This is a genomic window from Paracoccus zhejiangensis, from assembly GCF_002847445.1.
Lineage (GTDB): Bacteria > Pseudomonadota > Alphaproteobacteria > Rhodobacterales > Rhodobacteraceae > Paracoccus > Paracoccus zhejiangensis.
The window spans coordinates 555315-570746 of sequence record NZ_CP025430.1 but is presented as its reverse complement, the minus strand read 5'-3'; the positions used below and the strand labels follow the sequence as shown (position 1 = coordinate 570746).

Here is a 15432-nt window from a genome sequence, read left to right as displayed (position 1 = left end):
TTCACCGGGTGATCCGGTTCACATGGCCCATCTTGCGGCCCTCGCGCGCCTCGCCCTTGCCGTAAAGATGCACCTGCACATCGGGCGCGCGCAGCAGCTCCGGCACCCGCGCGATGTCGGCGCCGATCAGGTTCTCCATCACCACATCGACATAGCGTTTGCCATCGCCCAAGGGCAGCCCGGCCACGGCGCGGATATGCTGCTCGAACTGGTCAACGGTGCAGCCGGCCTGCGTCCAGTGACCGGAATTATGGACGCGGGGCGCGATCTCGTTCACGATCAGCCCGCCGGGCGTCACGAAAAGCTCGACCCCCATGACGCCGACATAATCCAGCGCCGCCGCGATCCGGGCGGCGATCAGCACCGCATCGGTCGTCACCCGCGCGGGCAGACCGCAGGGCACAGTGGTCGTGCGCAGGATGCCGCCCTGATGCACGTTCAGCCCGGGATCGAAGGCCGCGACCTGACCATCGGCGCCGCGCGCCACGATGACGCTGATCTCGGCGGTGAAATCGACGAAGCCTTCCAGCACCGAGGGCGCCCCGGTCCAGTCGGCTTGGGCCGGGTCGGTGATCCGCACCTGCCCCTTGCCGTCATAGCCCATGCGCCGGGTCTTCAGGATCGAGGGCGTGCCGATCTGGGCAATCGCCCCGGCCAGCGCCGCCTGATCGGGCACATCGGCAAAGGGCGCCGTCGCCAGCCCGATCTCGTTCAGAAAGGTCTTCTCGGTCAGCCGGTCCTGCGACACGGCCAGCGCCCGGCGGTTGGGGCGGATCGGCGCGAACCGCTCGATCAGGTCCAGCGCCTCGGTGGGCACGTTCTCGAATTCATAGGTAACCACATCGACCGAGGCCGCAAAGCTGCGCAGCGCCGTCTCGTCCTCGTAGGTCGCGGTGGTCAGGTCATGGGCCACATCCGCCGCCGGGGCCGCCCCCGGCTCGTAGATATGGCAGCGCAGGCCAAGCCGGCTGGCCGCGACCGAGAGCATTCGGCCCAACTGCCCGCCACCAAGGATGCCGATGGTGGTCACGTCACTCATCCTTGGGCTCCTCCGGGATAGAGGCCGAGAGCGCCGCGCGCCAGTCATCCAGCCGCTGCGCCAGCGCCGGATCGGAGACGGCGAGGATACCCGCCGCCATCAGCCCGGCATTGGCCGCACCCGCCGCGCCGATGGCCATGGTGGCGACCGGGTAGCCCTTGGGCATCTGCAGGATGGAATAGAGCGAATCGACCCCGGACAGCGCCTTGGTCTGGACCGGCACGCCAATGACCGGCACCCGCGTCTTCGAGGCCATCATGCCGGGCAGATGCGCAGCCCCGCCAGCCCCCGCGATGATGACCTTGAGGCCCCGCGACACCGCCGTCTTGCCGTAATCCCACAGCCGGTCCGGGGTGCGATGGGCGCTGACGATCTTCGTCTCGTAAGCCACGCCCAACTCGTCAAGGATCGCGGCGGCCTCGCGCATGGTCGGCCAGTCGGACTGGCTGCCCATGATGATTCCAACGGGTTTTTCCAACGCCATCCCCCTTTTTCTCACCGGCACGCCTTAGCGCGCGGCGGCGCGGGGCGCAATCAGGCGATGATATCCGGGGTCAGCTCATCCGCCAGCCGGGCGATGCGGTCCTTCAGCCCCAGCTTCTGCTTTTTCAGCCGCTGCAGGGTCAGGGACGAGGACAGGTTCTGGGCAGACAGCGCGGCAATCGCCTCGTCCAGGTCGCGGTGCTCGCGCTTGAGCACTTCAAGACGGGCGCGCACGATCTCTTCATGCGACATTTCGTGATGGGTATTCATGGGCTGACTTCTTGCTGGCTGCCGCGAACGGGAACCCTGTTATAGCGCGCCGCCCCGCCGCTGTTAACAGAATCTTGCGGCACTTGCGCGCAAGCCGGACGGGGCACATATTCTGGACACGGGCCGCTGCCATGGCGGGGTTCGTGACCTGCAGTCGCTTCGAAAGGGCTGACCATGACCAAGATCTCGCTGGGGGCGCACCCCTACCTGCTGGGCTTCGATCAGCTCGAGCGGCTGGCCGAACGCGCGGCCAAAGGCGCCGAGGGCTATCCCCCCTATAATATTGAGCATTTCGCCCCCGATGGATTCCGCATCACGCTGGCGGTGGCTGGCTTTGCGGAAGACGATATCAGCATCACCATGGAGGACCGGCAATTGGTCATCCGGGGCCGTCAGGCCGAGGAGGATGGCGAGCGGGTTTTCCTGCATCGCGGCATCGCCGCCCGGGCCTTCCAGCGCAGCTTCGTCTTGGCCGATGGCGTGGATGTGACCGAGGCCAGACTTGAAAACGGGCTGCTCAATATCGATCTGACAAGGGTGCAGCCACAACAAGTGGTGCAGACCATTCCGATCAGCCGCAAGTAAAGGGGATCAGAGAGATGAATACGAAATACGATTTTGGCGACGGCGAACAGAACACCGTCTATATCCGCCGCGTGGCGATCGACAGCCTGCCCGACGAGGTGCGCGAACAGGCGCCCGATCTCGACAGCCTCTATGCCGTCCACGGCATCGACGGCGAGCGTCTGGCGCTGGTCAAGGACCGCAAGCTGGCCTTCTTCCTGGCCCGGCAGAACGACCTTTCGCCGGTCAGCGTTCACTGAATTCTTTCCGACAGGGGTCGCCGATGGGCGGCCCCTGTTGCCATCTGCCTTGTGACCCGACGCCACGGTATGCCGCAGCGCCTTACTTGACCCCGCATTCCCCGATCGCCTAACACGGGCTCGTGACAAACGGGTCGGTTCAGCGCGGCTTTCGCCAAATGGTTGTGGGGGCCTTGCTGGCTCCCTTCCTGCTGCTGTCGCTGATCTCGGATGCCGTCATGCCCGTGCGCGGGGCCGATGGCCAGCTGATGCTGGTCCTCTGCACCCCCATCGCAGTGCAGCAGGTCGCGACAGACCCGCACCACCATAGCGGCCATGCCGGGCATGCGCAGGACGATCCCGAAGACCAGCCCGCAGCAACCGACCGTTGCCAATGGGCCGGCCTTCATCCGGTGCTCGCCCTTATCACCCCGCCGGACCTGCCGCTGCCCGAAAACCGGGTCCTGTCGCCGGCCCCGCCTCCCCTGCCCGTCATCCTCATCGCCGCCCGTGCGACCGGCCTGCCGCCGTCCACCGGGCCACCCCTCGCCGTCTGAGTTTCCGACCTTTCAGAAACCCAATGACGACGAGACAACCTGAATGACCGACATTCCCCGGGGGACGGCTGTCCCCAAGGCCGAACCGGCTGCAAGCAATACCTATTTCATCGCCTGGCGCTGGCATTTCTATGCCGGGCTTTACGTCATCCCCTTCCTGACCATGCTGGCCCTGACCGGGCTGATGATGCTGTGGGTCTCGTGGAGCAGCGGCATCGGCAGCGAGCGTCTGGCGGTCACGCCCTCGGGCGACCTCCTGCCCGCCAGCACCCTGCAGGCCACCGCCGAGGCCGCCGTTCCGGGCGCAACCGCCTTCCACTATCTCGAACCGCTGGCCGCTGACCGTGTCGCCATCGTCGCGGTTGCCGCCGATGGCGTGAAAACCGGCGTCGCGCTCGACCCCTATAGCGGCGAGGTGCTCCGCAGCTTTGACTGGCAGGCCGGTTGGTATGACTGGCTCAGTGTCATCCACGGCACGCTGATGCTGGGCGTGACCGGCGACCGGATGATCGAGATCGCCGCCAGCCTTGGCCTCATCATGATCGCCACCGGCATCTACCTCCACTGGCCGCGCGGTCAGTCGGGCTGGCGCGGCGCGCTGGTGCCGCGTCTCTCGGCGCGCGGGCGCAGCTGGTGGAAATCGCTGCATGGCGTCTTGGGTTTCTGGGTCTCGGCGCTGCTGGTCGTGTTCCTCGTCTCGGGCCTCAGCTGGAGCGGCGTCTGGGGCGAGAAATTCGTGCAGGCCTGGAACACCTTCCCGGCCGAGAAATACGCCCCGCCGCCGTCGGAAGCCGTGGCGGTCGCCGCCGGTGAAGCGACGCACGACATGGCCATGCACGAGATGCCGATGTCGGACGATGTCCATGCCAAGATGAACCACGGCGCCGAGAAGGAGGTGCCCTGGACGCTGGAACAGGCCCCGATGCCGGCCTCGGGCTCGCTGGCCGGCACGGCCGCCATCGACGGCGCTCCGGATCTGGACAGCGTGGTGGGTTTCGCCCGTGCTCTCGGCTTTGACGGGCGTTTCCAGGTCGCCCTGCCCGATGGCCCCGAGGGCGTCTGGACCGTCAGCCATGACAGCGCCTCGAATGACGGCCCCGGAGCCGGCAGTGACCGGACGCTGCATCTCGACCGCTATACCGGCAATGTGCTGGCCGATATCCGCTATGCCGATTACTCGCCCTATGCCAAGGCAATGGCCTGGGGTGTGGCCTTCCACGAGGGCGATCTGGGCGTCTGGAACCTGGTCCTGAACACGCTTTTCTGCCTGTCGGTGGTGTTCCTGACCGTTTCGGGTCTGGTCATGTGGTGGAAGCGCCGCCCGGATCGCGCCGGTCGTCTGGCCGCCCCGCCCCGCTCGCCCGAGCGGTCGCTGTGGAAAGGCGCGGCGGTGCTGGTGGTAATCCTGTCGGCGCTGTTCCCGCTGGCCGGTGCCGCCATCGTCGCGGCATGGCTGCTGGACCTCACGCTTCTGCGGCTGATGCCCGGACTGAAGCGCGCGGTCAGCTGACCGGCCTACGCCTCGGGGGCATAGCGCATGAAGGCGAAGCTTTGCCCATCGGGCGACCAGCAGGGCACGTTGATCGTGCCCTGCCCTCCGAACAGATCGAAAAGCTTGCGGCGGTTGCCGCCGTCCTGATCCATGATCCACAGCGCCACATCGCGGTCGCGCGGATGACCCTCGGTTCCGGGCGCATAGGCGAGATAGATCACCCGCCGCCCGTCGGGCGAGGGATGCGGAAACCAGTTCACATTCTCATCGCGAAAGACCGGCGCGGCCTCGCTGCCATCAACGCCCATGCGCCAGATCTGGGCATGGCCCGTGGCATCCGAATTGAACCAGATATGCTGGCCAGAGGCCGCGAAATCCGGCCCGTCATGATGGGCGATGCCGGGGGTCAGCACCGTCTCGGCCCCGGTCTCCAGATCCATCACCGCCACCCGTACCACCCGGTCACCTCCCCGCGCGCAGGCATAGGTGATGCGCGACCCGTTGGCCCCGTGCCACCAGCTGGGCCGGGGCAGTTTCAGGTCGCGCGGACCTTCGGGCTCGAGGATGTAAATCCCCGCGCCCTGATCGTTGTGACAGGAAAAGACGATCCGGCCATCGGGCAGGAAACCGTGATCGTTGTTGCAGCGATCCAGCCCGCCGAGATCGATGGGCGTCAAGCCTTGCGCACCCGCCCGCCACAACCGGCCTTCGCCATTGACCAGAAACCAGCCCTCGGGATGCCAGTTCGGTGCCTCGATCAGCAAGTCGCTTTGCAGGACCACGCGGGTCTCGCCGCTTGCCGGGTGATGCACCTCCAATGACGACCGCCAGCCCATCGCGTCCCTCCGCCTGTCCGGTCCAGCGGTGACCGATTGCGGCGCGCGGGGCAAGACGGTTCAGACCAGAACCGCGATCACCGCCAGACAGTCGCCGCCCTGCACCAGTCCGGGGAAATGCCGCGCGGCCAGCAAACCGTCGCGGTTCGCCCGCACCTCCTCGGGTGCGACGCCGCTGCGGTCCTTGGGCCAGATGCGGGCGATGGGCTGGCCGGCGGTGACCGCATCGCCCAGATCGACGAGCGACTGCACCAGCCCGTCGCACGTGGCGAAATGGAAGCAGTCATCCGCCGGCATGTCGAGCATCCGGCTGCCCCCCGCAAGCTCGATCCCGCCCGACAGGATGCCGGCATGGCGCAAGACGTTCTTTGCCCCGCGAAGGGCGATCTCTGCCGATCGCGCCGTCGCCGTGCCGCCGCCGCCAAGTTCTGTCGTGACGAAGACCTTGCCCTGTTCCTCGACCGCCGTGTCGAACATGCCCACGGCGTCGATCTCGACCATCATCATCGAATAGGGTGCACCAAAGGCGCGGACGGCGGCAAAGCAGGCCTCTTGCTGGGTCTTGTCCGCCAGATAATGCGCGGCGGCAAAGGGCAGGAAATCAAGCGTCTTGCCGCCGGAATGGTAGTCCAGCACCACATCGGCCATCGGCACCAGCGTGTTGCAAATATAATCGGCAATCTTCTGACTGGGGCTGCCATCGGGCTTGCCGGGAAAGGCGCGGTTCAGGTTCACCTGATCGATCGGGCTGACCCGCGTTCCGGCGCGAAAGGCCGGGCTGTTCAGATAGGGGATGAGGATGATCCGCCCCGTCACCTCTTCCGGCTCGATCTCCCAGGCCAGCTGCTGCAATGCGATCGGACCTTCGTATTCATCGCCGTGATTGGCCCCGGTCAGAAGCGCCGTCGGCCCCTGCCCGTTCGCAATGACGGTGATCGGGATCATCACCGAACCCCAGGCGCTGTCATTGCGGCTATAGGGCAGGCGCAGGAAGCCATGCGCCTTGCCGGGGGCATCGAGCGGAATGGTCGGGCGGATCGGGTTCGCCGTCATGCTTTCACCAGCATCTTCCGGGGCAGGTCGCAGAAGGTTTCGGGCGCGCCCTCGGTGATCAGGATCGACTCGGTGGTCTCGTAGCCCCAATCCTCCATCCAGAGGCCGGTCATGAAATGGAAGGTCATGCCCGGCTGCAGCACGGTCCGGTCGCCCCGGCGCAGCGACATGGTGCGCTCGCCCCAGTCGGGCGGGTAGCTGAGGCCGATCGGATAGCCGGTGCGGTTGTCCTTCACGATGCCGTAACGGTCGAGCACGGTGAAGAAGGCGATGGCGATATCCTCGCAGGTATTGCCGGCGCGCGCGGCGGCCAGCCCGGCCTCCATCCCCTCGAGCACGGCCTTTTCCGCCTCGATCATCTCGGCGGGCGGCTTGCCCAGAAAGATCGTGCGCGACAGCGGGCAGTGATAGCGCTGATAGCAGCCGGCGATCTCGAAGAACGTGCCCTCGTTCGCGCGCATCGGCAGATCGTCCCAGGTGAGATGCGGGGCGGCGGCATCGGGGCCCGAGGGCAGCAGCGGCACGATGGCCGGGTAGTCACCGCCCACCCCGGTCGCCGGATCAAAGCGCAGCCCGGCATCGTAGATCTCGGCCACCAGATCGCATTTGCGCATCCCCACCTCGACCGTCTCGGCGATGCGGCGGTGCATCCGCTCGACGATGCGGGCGGCCTTGCGCATATAGGACAGTTCCGCCGGGGATTTCACCGCCCGCTGCCAGTTGACCAGGGCCGTCGCGTCGACAAGGGCGGCATCGGGCAGGCCCGATTGCAGGCGTTCATGGGCGCGGGCGGAAAACCAGTAATTGTCCATCTCGACGCCGATGCGGCCGCGGTTCCAGCCCCGGTCAGTCAGCTGCGCGGAGAGGTAGTCCATCGGGTGCCGCTCGGTCGATTGGACGTAATGGTCGGGATAGCCGATGATATTCGCCTCGCCCATCCAGACGGTGCGCAGCGCGCCATTGCCGTCCTGCCCGCGCCCGAACCAGAGGGGCGGGCCATCCGGGCCGACGATCACCGCCTGATGCACATAGAAGGACCAGCCGTCATAGCCGGTCAGCCAGGCCATGTTCGAGGGGTCGCTGACGATCAAGAGGTCCAGCCCGGCCTGCTCCATCGCGGCGCGGGTGCGGGTCAGGCGGGCCTCGTATTCGGCGGTGGGGAAACGTTCGGTGCTGCGCTGCAACTCGGGCATGGGAAACCTCTAGGCAAACAGGGAAAGCGTGTGGCTGGCGATGGCGGTGTCCTGAACCCCGGTGCCGGTCAGGTCGGCAATGGTGATCTGGTCGGGCGAGCTTCGCCCCGGATGCTGGCCGGCGATGATCTGGCCAAGCTCGGGGAAGGCGGCATCCCTGGCGATCAGCCCGGCGGCCAGCGCCGCGCGCAGCTCGCCCAGATCGCGGGTCTGGCTGAGGCGGTCGGCGACATAGATATCGGCGCGGTCCAGCGCGCGGGGGTCCAGTTCGTTCTTGCCCGGCTGATCGCTGCCCATGGCGGTCACATGCTGGCCGGGACGCAGCCAGTCGGCGCGCAGGATCGGGGTGGTCGCGGGGGTGGTGGTGACGATGATATCCGCTGTCGCCACGGCGGTTTCGGGGTCGGCCTCGGCGCGGGTGGGCAGACCCTCGGCACTCATCTCGACGGCCAGCGCGCGGGCCTTGACCGGATCACGCGCCCAGATCGTGGCCTCGGTGATCGGGCGCACCAGCCGCAGGGCTTGCAGCTGCAACCGCGCCTGCAACCCCGCGCCGAAGATGGTGGCACGGCTGGCATCGGCCCGCGCCAGATGCCGCACCGCCACGCCCCCCGCCGCCGCCGTGCGCAGGTCGGTCAGGTAGCCGTTATCCAAGAGCACCGCCTGAACCCGCCCGGTCGCGGAGGAGAGCACCACCATCAGCCCCGAGGTCGAGGGCAGGCCCTTCGAGGGATTGTCAAAGAAGCCGGGAGAAATCTTCACCGCGAAGCCCGGCAGGCCGGGCACGAAGGCGGTTTTCACATCGACCTCGCCATTTGCCTGCGGCAGGTGCATCGACAGGATCGGCGGCATCACCACCTCGCCGCCGGCCAGCGTGGCGAAGGCAGCTTCGATCACGTCGATCAGGCTCGCGTCCAGAGGAATGCGTTCACGCAACTGCGTCTCGGTCAGGATCAGGATCTCGCTCATGTTTCGCCCTTCACGATGGCGGTGTGGCGGGCCGGATCGATATTGCCGCCCGAGAGGATCAGGACCATCGGGCCGGTAGCGCGCAGCTTGCCGGCAAGCACAGCCCCTGCCCCCACCGCCGCCGCGCCTTCGACCGTCTCGCCATCCTCCAGCGCCAGATGGCGGATGCCGGCGGCGATCTCGGCCTCGGTCACAAGGATCAACTCATCCATCAGGTCGCGGACCATCGGGAAAGTCAGGTGATTGCCCTGGCCGATACCGCCGCCAAGGCTGTCGGCCAGCGTCTCAACCTCCTCGACCTCGACCGGATGCCCGGCCTTAAGGCTCGTGGCCATCGCCGCGCCCCGCTCCATGCTGAGGCCGATGATGCGGATGCCGGGGTTCAGCGCCTTGGCCGCCGCCGCCACGCCCGCCAGAAGGCCACCACCCGACAGCGGCACGGCAATCGCGGCCGCATCGGGGATCTGGTCGAGAATCTCCAGCCCCAGCGTGCCCTGGCCGGCGATCACATCGGCATGGTCGAAGGGCGGGATCAGGGCAAAGCCCTCGTCGCGCTGCAAGCGTCGGGCCTCGGCAAAGGCTGCGTCCTGACTGGCGCCGATCACCCGCGCCTCGGCCCCCAAGGCGGCGATGGCGTCCAGCTTGTTCTGCGGCACCAGGGACGAGACGCAGATGATCGCCGGCAGCCCGCGCGCCCGCGCCGCATGGGCCAGCGCGCGGCCATGATTGCCGGTCGAGGCGGTGGTGACACCCGCCACATCCCCCAGCCGCGCCACCGCGTTGCTGGCCCCGCGCAGCTTGAAGGCGCCGGTCAGTTGCTGGTGCTCACCTTTCAGCCAGACCGACCCGCCCGCCAGCGCCGACAGGCTGGCGGAGGATTTGATCGGCGTCACCCGCACCATCCCCCGGATGCGATCTTCCGCCGCGCGGATGTCCTCGAGGCTCACCATGTCCGCACCGACATCAGCCGATAGGCGCCGGCGGCGGCGATGCCCGCCTGATCCAGCATCGACCAGTAGAGCGCCAGATTGGCCGAGAGCACCGGCTTTTGCAGTCGCGCCTCGAGCCGGGGGATGACGTCCAGCGCGGCGAGCGCGGTGCAGGAGAGAAACAGCGCCTCCGCCTCGGGATGGTCGGTCGCCAGCGCGGCCTCGATCAGCGCCTCATCCCCCAGCCGCGCCATGTCGCGGTCATCGGCATGGCCGAGCGAGCGGCTGGCCACCACCGCGATCCCCTGTGCCTCGAAATAGCCCGCGACCGGAACGGTGGTTTCCGGCAGATAGGGCGTCATCAGCGCGATCCTCTCGATGCCCATCGCCCGGAACGCCCGCACCGCCCCGCCCGCTGGCGTAGAGATCGGCGCGCGGGTGTCACCGATCAGCGCCGGCAGATCGTCGCCCAGAACCGCCCCGGCCGAGGTGCAGGCAAAGCCGATCCCCGCCAGCGGCACATCCGGCACCAGCAGCGCCGCCGCATCGCGCAGGCGCGGGCCGGTGGCACGCAGGTTCTCGGGTGTCGTCGGGTTCTCGAAGGCGATGCGGGTGACATGCAGCGCCGTGCCCTCAGGCATCAACCGGGCGGCGTCGCGTTCGGTCGTCAGGTCCGTGGCCAGCGCGATGAGGCCAAAGCGGCGGATCGGATCAGGGGGCAGCGGGGCGGGCATCTCAGACCACCAGCACCGGACAATCGGCAAGACCCGTCACCTTGTGACTGACCGATCCCAGAAGATAACCCTCGGTCGAGCCGAGGCCGCGCGAGCCGACGACGATCAGGTCGGCGCCCTTCTCGGTCGCGACCGAGATGATGGTGCGGGCGGGCTGCCCCGCCTTGATGAAGGCCGACACCTTCGCCACACCGGCATCCTTGGCATGGCTTTTGGCATAGTCGGCAGCGTTGCGGGCGGTGTCGCGCATGGCCGCGTCCAGGTTGCCGCCCGGCTCCAGCGCACCGCGCACCATCGAGATCGAGGCCTCGAGCATGGAATGGTGGCGATAGACAGTCAGCACGACCAGCGCCGCGCCGGTCAGCTTGGCCAATTCGGATGCCTTCTCCAGCGCGCGCTCGGCACCGACCGAGCCGTCATAGGCGATCAGGATCTTCTGGAACATCGCCGCCCCCTATTTCGCAAAGGCCAGGTCACGCAGGAACAGCGCGATCTGCGGGAAGAAGATCAGCGCCACCGACACGCCCAGCAGCATGATGATGAAGGGCGGCGTGCCACGCACCACCTCGGCATAGGGGCGCTTGAAGATGGCGATGGCGGTGAAGATGTCGCAGCCAAAGGGTGGCGTTGCGCTGCCGATGGCGACCTGCAGGGTGATGATGGTGCCGACCAGCACCGGGTCGAGCCCGACCGAGTTCACCACCGGGGCAAAGATCGGCACGAGGATCAGGATCACCACGATCGGATCGACGAACATGCAGCCGATGAAGAAGGCGATCGAGATGGTGAAAAGGACGCCGTAAGGCCCCATGCTGTCGATGCCGATGCCGCCAAGGATCGCCTGCGGGATCTGCGCGAAGCTGATGACATAGGAAAAGGCCGCCCCTGCCCCGACGAGGATGAAGACCACGGCGGTGATGAGGCCGGTCGATTTGGCCGTCTGGTACAGCTGGCGCAGGTTCATCTCGCGAAAGACCACCATCTCCAGGAACAGCGCGTAGAGGACGCAGGCAGCGGCGGCCTCGGTCGGCGAGAAGATACCGCCGTAGATGCCGCCGACGATGATCAGCGGAAACCCCAGCGGCCACAACGCCCGGCGCAGCGCCGCCACCCGCTCGGCCCAGCTGGCCTTGGGTTCGGTGGGAACGTTGTTCCTGAGCGCGTAGATGTAGGAATAGATCGAGAAAAGCACGAGGATCAGCAGCCCCGGCCCGATCCCGGCGATGAACAGCTCGGAAATCGAGGTGCCCGAGACGACGCCGTAGATGATCATGCCGATCGAGGGCGGGATCAGGAAGGCGATATCCGAGGCATTGATGATCAGCGCCAGAACGAAGCTGTCATTGTAGCCCGCCTTCAGCATCCTTGGCCTCAGCGGCCCGCCGACGGCGACGACAGTGGCCTGTGTCGAGCCCGAGACCGCACCGAACAGCGTACAGGCCGTGGCGGTCGAGATCGCCAGCCCGCCCCGGATATGGCCGACAAAGGCCATGACCAGATCGATCAGGCGGTTGGCCGACTGGCCGCGCGTCATGATGTCGGCGGCGAAGATGAACATCGGCACGGCGATCAGGCTGGCGGGCCGGATGCCGGCGAGGATCTGCTGGACCATCGTGTCCAGCTGTCCGAAGCCACCGAAAAGCGCGATGAACCCGATCAGCGCGCCCATGAGCAGCGGGATCATCATCGGGAAACCGATCAGCAAGAGCACGATCATCGAACCGAAGATGGCATAGGCCATGGCTCAGACCTCCTCCTCGGTGCTGTCGTCATAGCCCTCGATGACCGAGGTCGACAGCCAGACATCGCGGTCGATCAGGTTCTTGATCGCGGTCAGCGCGTATTGCAGGCCAGTGAGCAGGAACCCCAGCGGCACCCAGACGATGATCCACCATTGCGGGATCTGCAGCGCCGGTAACAGCCGGCCCCGGCCCATCTGCGCCATGAGGTAGTCGAAGGAATACCAGCTGAGCAGGAACATCATCGCGGCGGTAATTGCCGCGATGGCGACCATCATGGTCTTGCGCAGGGGAAAGGGCGCGGCGTCGAAAAAGGCCGACATGCGGATATGCCGTCCGTGCCGCGCGGCATAGGAGATGCCGGCAAAGGTGATCAGGATGATCAGCGCCTGATTGAGCTCCTCGGAAAAGAAAATGCTTTCGCCGAGAAGATAGCGACCGACGACATTGGCCATGGTATTCAAGGCCATCAGCAAGACGCCAAGCGCCAGCAGCACCGCCTCGATCCGCGCGATCACCACATCGATCACCCCCAGCGGCCCGGGCAGGCCCGAGACATAGCGGGAATCGTCGATATCGTCATCGGTGGCCGAGATCATCTCGGGGATAGCGGCGGGCTTGTCGTGCAGGGTCATCGGGTCGCCTCGTGAGTGGTGGTGTGTCAGAGGACGGGTCAGGCCCGGCCCGAAGGCCGGAGCCACTGTCAGGGATCAGCCGCCGGCAGCGGCGGCCAGATCGGCTTTCATCTGGTCCAGAATGGCCTGCGCCTGCGACCCGCCGATCTCGAGGAACTTGGCCTCGACCGCCTCGGCCGTGGCCTTGAAGGGCGCGCGCTGTTCCTCGGTCAGGGTGGTGACGGTCATTTCGGGCTTGGCCGCCTGGATCTTCTCGACCGATTCCTCGGTCAGCCCGGTCTGGTACTCGATGATATAGTCAAAGGCGGCGGCAGTGGCGTTCTGGATGACGGTCTTGTCCTCATCGCTGAGGCCGTCAAAGAACTCCTTGTTCGCCATGACCGCGGTGGTGAAATTATTATGCCCGGCGCGGGTCAGGTGATCGGTCACCTCGTACATCTTGGTCGATTCGATGAAGAAGGCGGGGTTTTCCTGCCCCTGAATGATGCCGGTTTGCAGCGCGCCATAGACCTCGCCCCAGGGCAGCGGCGTCGGCGTGGCACCGAAGGCCTTGTAGCTTTCGACCAGCAGCGGGTTGGTCATCACCCGGAACTTCACCTCGTTCAGATCCTCGGGACTGGCGACCGCTTCGGTGGTGGTCATCATCACCTCGCCCTCGGGGAACATGGTCAGCAGTTCCAGCCCCTGCTCGGCATAGAGCGGCGGGAACAGCTCGTGGATGGCCTTGGAATTGCGGAAGAAGCTGACCAGCTGATCCTGATCGGCGGGCAAGAGATAGGGCACGAAGAACACCTGCGCCTCGGGGATCAGCGCACCGGTAAAGCCGGGCGATTGGTCGACGAATTGCAGGATGCCCGATTGCGCCTGTTCCATGATATCGGCGCTTTCCCCCAGCGTGCCGAAGGGGAACAATTGCACCTCGTGGTCGGAATTGGCCTCGACCTCTTCCTTGAACTTCTGGGCGTATTTGCCCTGAACCTCCTCCATCGCCTCCTCGAAGGCATAGCGCCAGGTATCGGCAGCGGCCGCTCCTGCGCCGAGGATCAGCGCGGTCAGACTGACAGCGGTAAGAGCCTTGTAATGCATGGTTTTTCCTCCTGTTCTGGGCAGCGCATCCGAAGCCGGTGCGCGCCTCTGGTTTGCAGGATTCGGGCCGGTTTTCGCCCGATCTGGCTGGCCCCAGAACATGCGCCCGGAAAATTACAAGTCAATTTTTATATTAAATCATGACAATTTTCGAGGATGCCCCTGCCCACTGAAAAAGCGGTTTCAGCCCGCCGGCAGCAGCCGTGCCAGCGTTGTCAGCCCCTGTTCGAGATCGGGCAGGCTGGCCCCGCCAAGCGAGACACGCAGCGCCGGGGTGGTGTCGGTGACGGCAAAGCCCGCGCCGGGCGCCAGCGCCACATCCTGTTCCAGCGCATCGGCCAGCAGCGCGCGTTCGTCGCTGTCCTCGGGCAAGGGCAGCCAGCGGTGCAGCCCATGCGGAAAGCCCTGCCCTGCCCCGGAGAGAAGCCGCTGTGCCAGACGGTTGCGCGCCGACAGTTCCGCCCGCTGCGCCTCCAGAAGCCGGTCGGCGATGCCGCTCTCGATCCAGTCCTTGGCGATCTCGGCCATCAGGGGCGTGGTCATCCAAGAGATCGACAGATGCCGGTTCAGCGCCTGCCGCGCCTGACGCTCGGGCATGACGAGGAACCCCAGACGCAAGCCGGGCGACAGGCTTTTCGACAGGCCGGTGAAATAGAAACTGCGCTCGGGGGCGAAGCTCGACACCGGCGGCGGGCGGCGCGGCGAGACCGGGCCGGTGGCATCGTTCTCGAGGATCGTCAGCCCGGCCAGCGCCGCAGCCTCGGCCAGCACCTCGCGCCGCTCGCGGTCGATGATCCGGGCGAAGGGACCGGCACCCGAGGGCAACAGGAACACCGCCGTCATCCGCCCGGCCGAGGCACGCGCCGCCGCCAGCAGCGCCTCGGGCAGCATGCCGCGCTCGTCGCCCTCGATGCCGCGCAGCTGGGCGTGCAGGTATTGCGCCGCCGGCTTCAGCGTGTGGCAGGTCGAGCTTTCGGTGGCGATGATCTCGCCCGGCTTCACCGCCGTCATCAGCGCCACGAACATCGCGGGCGTGGTGCCATTGGTGATCAGGATACGCTGCGACGGCACCACCATGCCGCAGCGCGCCAGCCAGCCCGCCGCCATGCCAGCATAGCGGGTCATGGTCTGGCGCGGACGAAAGGACAGCATGGCCGGGTCGGGCAGCCGGTCGGCCAGCCGGTTCAGGCTGTCGCGCCAGGCCTCGGCGATCAACGGCAGGCTGACCGGGGTCATCATCGACAGGTCGATCGGCTGGCGACCCTCGGGCGCGCGATACCACGGCACCTCGACCACCTCGCGCGGGCCGGATTTCACGAAACTGCCCCGCCCCACCTGCCCCGAGATCAGGTCGGCCCGGATCAGTTCCTCATAGGCGCGGCTGACGGTCTGGACCGAGACGCCCAGCTTCCAGGCCAGATCCCGATGCGGCGGCAGCCGGTCGCCGGGGCGCAGGTTCCCCGCATCGATGGCCGCGGCAATGCCCTGCGCCAGACTGCGATAGGCCGGGCGGGTGATGTCAGAACGGGTCAACGGCCAATGCGACATGGACCGAGTGTCGCCCCGGCGCAGGTCCTTGTCCAGAATTGACAAAGCGAAGCCTTGACCGGCAGA

18 protein-coding genes are annotated in these 15432 nt (G+C 66.7%); 4 read left to right on the top strand and 14 right to left on the bottom strand.

The genetic code is table 11. From position 1 onward, the window contains the following. Nucleotide 1: 1 nt before the first annotated feature. Genes CX676_RS02890 through CX676_RS02880 form a run of 3 tightly spaced genes read right to left on the bottom strand, consistent with a single transcriptional unit; the run spans nt 2 to nt 1792 of the window. Nucleotides 2-1039: a 5-(carboxyamino)imidazole ribonucleotide synthase gene (locus CX676_RS02890; RefSeq protein ID WP_101751274.1), complete on the bottom strand. Its 1038-nt coding sequence runs from the start codon at nt 1037-1039 to the stop codon at nt 2-4. Further along, complete coding sequence (purE, locus tag CX676_RS02885) at nt 1032-1523, bottom strand: 5-(carboxyamino)imidazole ribonucleotide mutase (RefSeq protein WP_198590267.1); 492 nt, start codon at nt 1521-1523, stop codon at nt 1032-1034. Before purE ends, CX676_RS02890 begins: the two co-directional genes overlap by 8 nt. A 50-nt stretch (nt 1524-1573) precedes the next feature. Continuing rightward, complete coding sequence (locus CX676_RS02880) at nt 1574-1792, bottom strand: YdcH family protein (protein WP_101751273.1); 219 nt, start codon at nt 1790-1792, stop codon at nt 1574-1576. 174 nt (nt 1793-1966) lie between these two features. On the opposite strand from CX676_RS02880, the gene CX676_RS02875 reads away from it, so the two are divergent. The 4 genes from CX676_RS02875 (at nt 1967) to CX676_RS02860 (ending at nt 4662) form a co-directional block, all read left to right on the top strand. Next, the gene (locus CX676_RS02875) at nt 1967-2377 is read left to right on the top strand and encodes an Hsp20 family protein (protein ID WP_101751272.1); all 411 of its coding nucleotides are present in this window, start codon (nt 1967-1969) and stop codon (nt 2375-2377) included. A gap of 14 nt (nt 2378-2391) precedes the next feature. Beyond that, nucleotides 2392-2616 carry a DUF1150 family protein gene (locus CX676_RS02870; RefSeq protein ID WP_101751271.1) on the top strand — a complete coding sequence of 75 codons (225 nt, stop codon included), beginning with the start codon at nt 2392-2394 and terminating at the stop codon, nt 2614-2616. Nucleotides 2617-2789: 173 nt separating this feature from the next. Further along, entirely contained in the window at nt 2790-3152 is a 363-nt protein-coding gene (locus CX676_RS02865) for a DUF2946 family protein (protein ID WP_157935832.1), read from the top strand. 43 nt (nt 3153-3195) lie between these two features. Next, a complete protein-coding gene (locus tag CX676_RS02860; protein ID WP_101751269.1) occupies nt 3196-4662 on the top strand; it encodes a PepSY-associated TM helix domain-containing protein in 1467 nt (488 codons plus the stop codon). A 5-nt stretch (nt 4663-4667) separates the two neighbouring features. On the opposite strand, the gene CX676_RS02855 is transcribed toward CX676_RS02860, so the two are convergent. The 11 genes from CX676_RS02855 to ehuR all read right to left on the bottom strand — a co-directional run bounded on the left by CX676_RS02855 (nt 4668) and on the right by ehuR (nt 15411). Next, nucleotides 4668-5480, bottom strand: a complete 813-nt coding sequence (locus tag CX676_RS02855; protein ID WP_101751268.1) for a TolB family protein — start codon at nt 5478-5480, stop codon at nt 4668-4670. Nucleotides 5481-5540: 60 nt separating this feature from the next. After that, on the bottom strand, nt 5541-6533 hold the full coding sequence (gene doeB / locus CX676_RS02850) for a N(2)-acetyl-L-2,4-diaminobutanoate deacetylase DoeB (protein WP_101751267.1): 993 nt from the start codon (nt 6531-6533) through the stop codon (nt 5541-5543). Then, nucleotides 6530-7726 carry an ectoine hydrolase DoeA gene (gene doeA / locus CX676_RS02845; RefSeq protein WP_101751266.1) on the bottom strand — a complete coding sequence of 399 codons (1197 nt, stop codon included), beginning with the start codon at nt 7724-7726 and terminating at the stop codon, nt 6530-6532. The genes doeB and doeA overlap by 4 nt, the downstream gene beginning before the upstream one ends. A gap of 9 nt (nt 7727-7735) precedes the next feature. Beyond that, on the bottom strand, nt 7736-8695 hold the full coding sequence (locus tag CX676_RS02840) for a cyclodeaminase (protein WP_101751265.1): 960 nt from the start codon (nt 8693-8695) through the stop codon (nt 7736-7738). Further along, nucleotides 8692-9645 carry a hydroxyectoine utilization dehydratase EutB gene (eutB, locus tag CX676_RS02835; RefSeq protein ID WP_101751264.1) on the bottom strand — a complete coding sequence of 318 codons (954 nt, stop codon included), beginning with the start codon at nt 9643-9645 and terminating at the stop codon, nt 8692-8694. The genes CX676_RS02840 and eutB overlap by 4 nt, the downstream gene beginning before the upstream one ends. Next, entirely contained in the window at nt 9639-10358 is a 720-nt protein-coding gene (locus CX676_RS02830) for a maleate cis-trans isomerase family protein (RefSeq protein ID WP_101751263.1), read from the bottom strand. Before CX676_RS02830 ends, eutB begins: the two co-directional genes overlap by 7 nt. Before the next feature lies 1 nt (nt 10359). Beyond that, nucleotides 10360-10803, bottom strand: coding sequence for a universal stress protein (locus tag CX676_RS02825; protein ID WP_101751262.1), 444 nt, complete (start codon nt 10801-10803; stop codon nt 10360-10362). Between the two features lie 9 nt (nt 10804-10812). Continuing rightward, nucleotides 10813-12099, bottom strand: coding sequence for a TRAP transporter large permease (locus tag CX676_RS02820; protein ID WP_101751261.1), 1287 nt, complete (start codon nt 12097-12099; stop codon nt 10813-10815). Between the two features lie 3 nt (nt 12100-12102). Then, nucleotides 12103-12696, bottom strand: a complete 594-nt coding sequence (locus CX676_RS02815) for a TRAP transporter small permease (RefSeq protein WP_232816687.1) — start codon at nt 12694-12696, stop codon at nt 12103-12105. Between the two features lie 111 nt (nt 12697-12807). Beyond that, nucleotides 12808-13818: a TRAP transporter substrate-binding protein gene (locus CX676_RS02810; protein ID WP_101751259.1), complete on the bottom strand. Its 1011-nt coding sequence runs from the start codon at nt 13816-13818 to the stop codon at nt 12808-12810. 183 nt (nt 13819-14001) lie between these two features. Further along, nucleotides 14002-15411, bottom strand: a complete 1410-nt coding sequence (ehuR, locus tag CX676_RS02805; protein WP_198590266.1) for a MocR-like ectoine utilization transcription factor EhuR — start codon at nt 15409-15411, stop codon at nt 14002-14004. Nucleotides 15412-15432: the final 21 nt, after the last annotated feature.

What these genes read in the sequence shown, in the direction of transcription:
- CX676_RS02890 (WP_101751274.1), bottom strand. Translation starts at nt 1,039, where the DNA reads ATGAGTGACGTGACCACCATCGGCATCCTTGGTGGCGGGCAGTTGGGC.
- purE (WP_198590267.1), bottom strand. Translation starts at nt 1,523, where the DNA reads ATGGCGTTGGAAAAACCCGTTGGAATCATCATGGGCAGCCAGTCCGAC.
- CX676_RS02880 (WP_101751273.1), bottom strand. Translation starts at nt 1,792, where the DNA reads ATGAATACCCATCACGAAATGTCGCATGAAGAGATCGTGCGCGCCCGT.
- CX676_RS02875 (WP_101751272.1), top strand. Translation starts at nt 1,967, where the DNA reads ATGACCAAGATCTCGCTGGGGGCGCACCCCTACCTGCTGGGCTTCGAT.
- CX676_RS02870 (WP_101751271.1), top strand. Translation starts at nt 2,392, where the DNA reads ATGAATACGAAATACGATTTTGGCGACGGCGAACAGAACACCGTCTAT.
- CX676_RS02860 (WP_101751269.1), top strand. Translation starts at nt 3,196, where the DNA reads ATGACCGACATTCCCCGGGGGACGGCTGTCCCCAAGGCCGAACCGGCT.
- CX676_RS02855 (WP_101751268.1), bottom strand. Translation starts at nt 5,480, where the DNA reads ATGGGCTGGCGGTCGTCATTGGAGGTGCATCACCCGGCAAGCGGCGAG.
- doeB (WP_101751267.1), bottom strand. Translation starts at nt 6,533, where the DNA reads ATGACGGCGAACCCGATCCGCCCGACCATTCCGCTCGATGCCCCCGGC.
- doeA (WP_101751266.1), bottom strand. Translation starts at nt 7,726, where the DNA reads ATGCCCGAGTTGCAGCGCAGCACCGAACGTTTCCCCACCGCCGAATAC.
- CX676_RS02840 (WP_101751265.1), bottom strand. Translation starts at nt 8,695, where the DNA reads ATGAGCGAGATCCTGATCCTGACCGAGACGCAGTTGCGTGAACGCATT.
- eutB (WP_101751264.1), bottom strand. Translation starts at nt 9,645, where the DNA reads ATGGTGAGCCTCGAGGACATCCGCGCGGCGGAAGATCGCATCCGGGGG.
- CX676_RS02830 (WP_101751263.1), bottom strand. Translation starts at nt 10,358, where the DNA reads ATGCCCGCCCCGCTGCCCCCTGATCCGATCCGCCGCTTTGGCCTCATC.
- CX676_RS02825 (WP_101751262.1), bottom strand. Translation starts at nt 10,803, where the DNA reads ATGTTCCAGAAGATCCTGATCGCCTATGACGGCTCGGTCGGTGCCGAG.
- CX676_RS02820 (WP_101751261.1), bottom strand. Translation starts at nt 12,099, where the DNA reads ATGGCCTATGCCATCTTCGGTTCGATGATCGTGCTCTTGCTGATCGGT.
- CX676_RS02815 (WP_232816687.1), bottom strand. Translation starts at nt 12,696, where the DNA reads ATGATCTCGGCCACCGATGACGATATCGACGATTCCCGCTATGTCTCG.
- CX676_RS02810 (WP_101751259.1), bottom strand. Translation starts at nt 13,818, where the DNA reads ATGCATTACAAGGCTCTTACCGCTGTCAGTCTGACCGCGCTGATCCTC.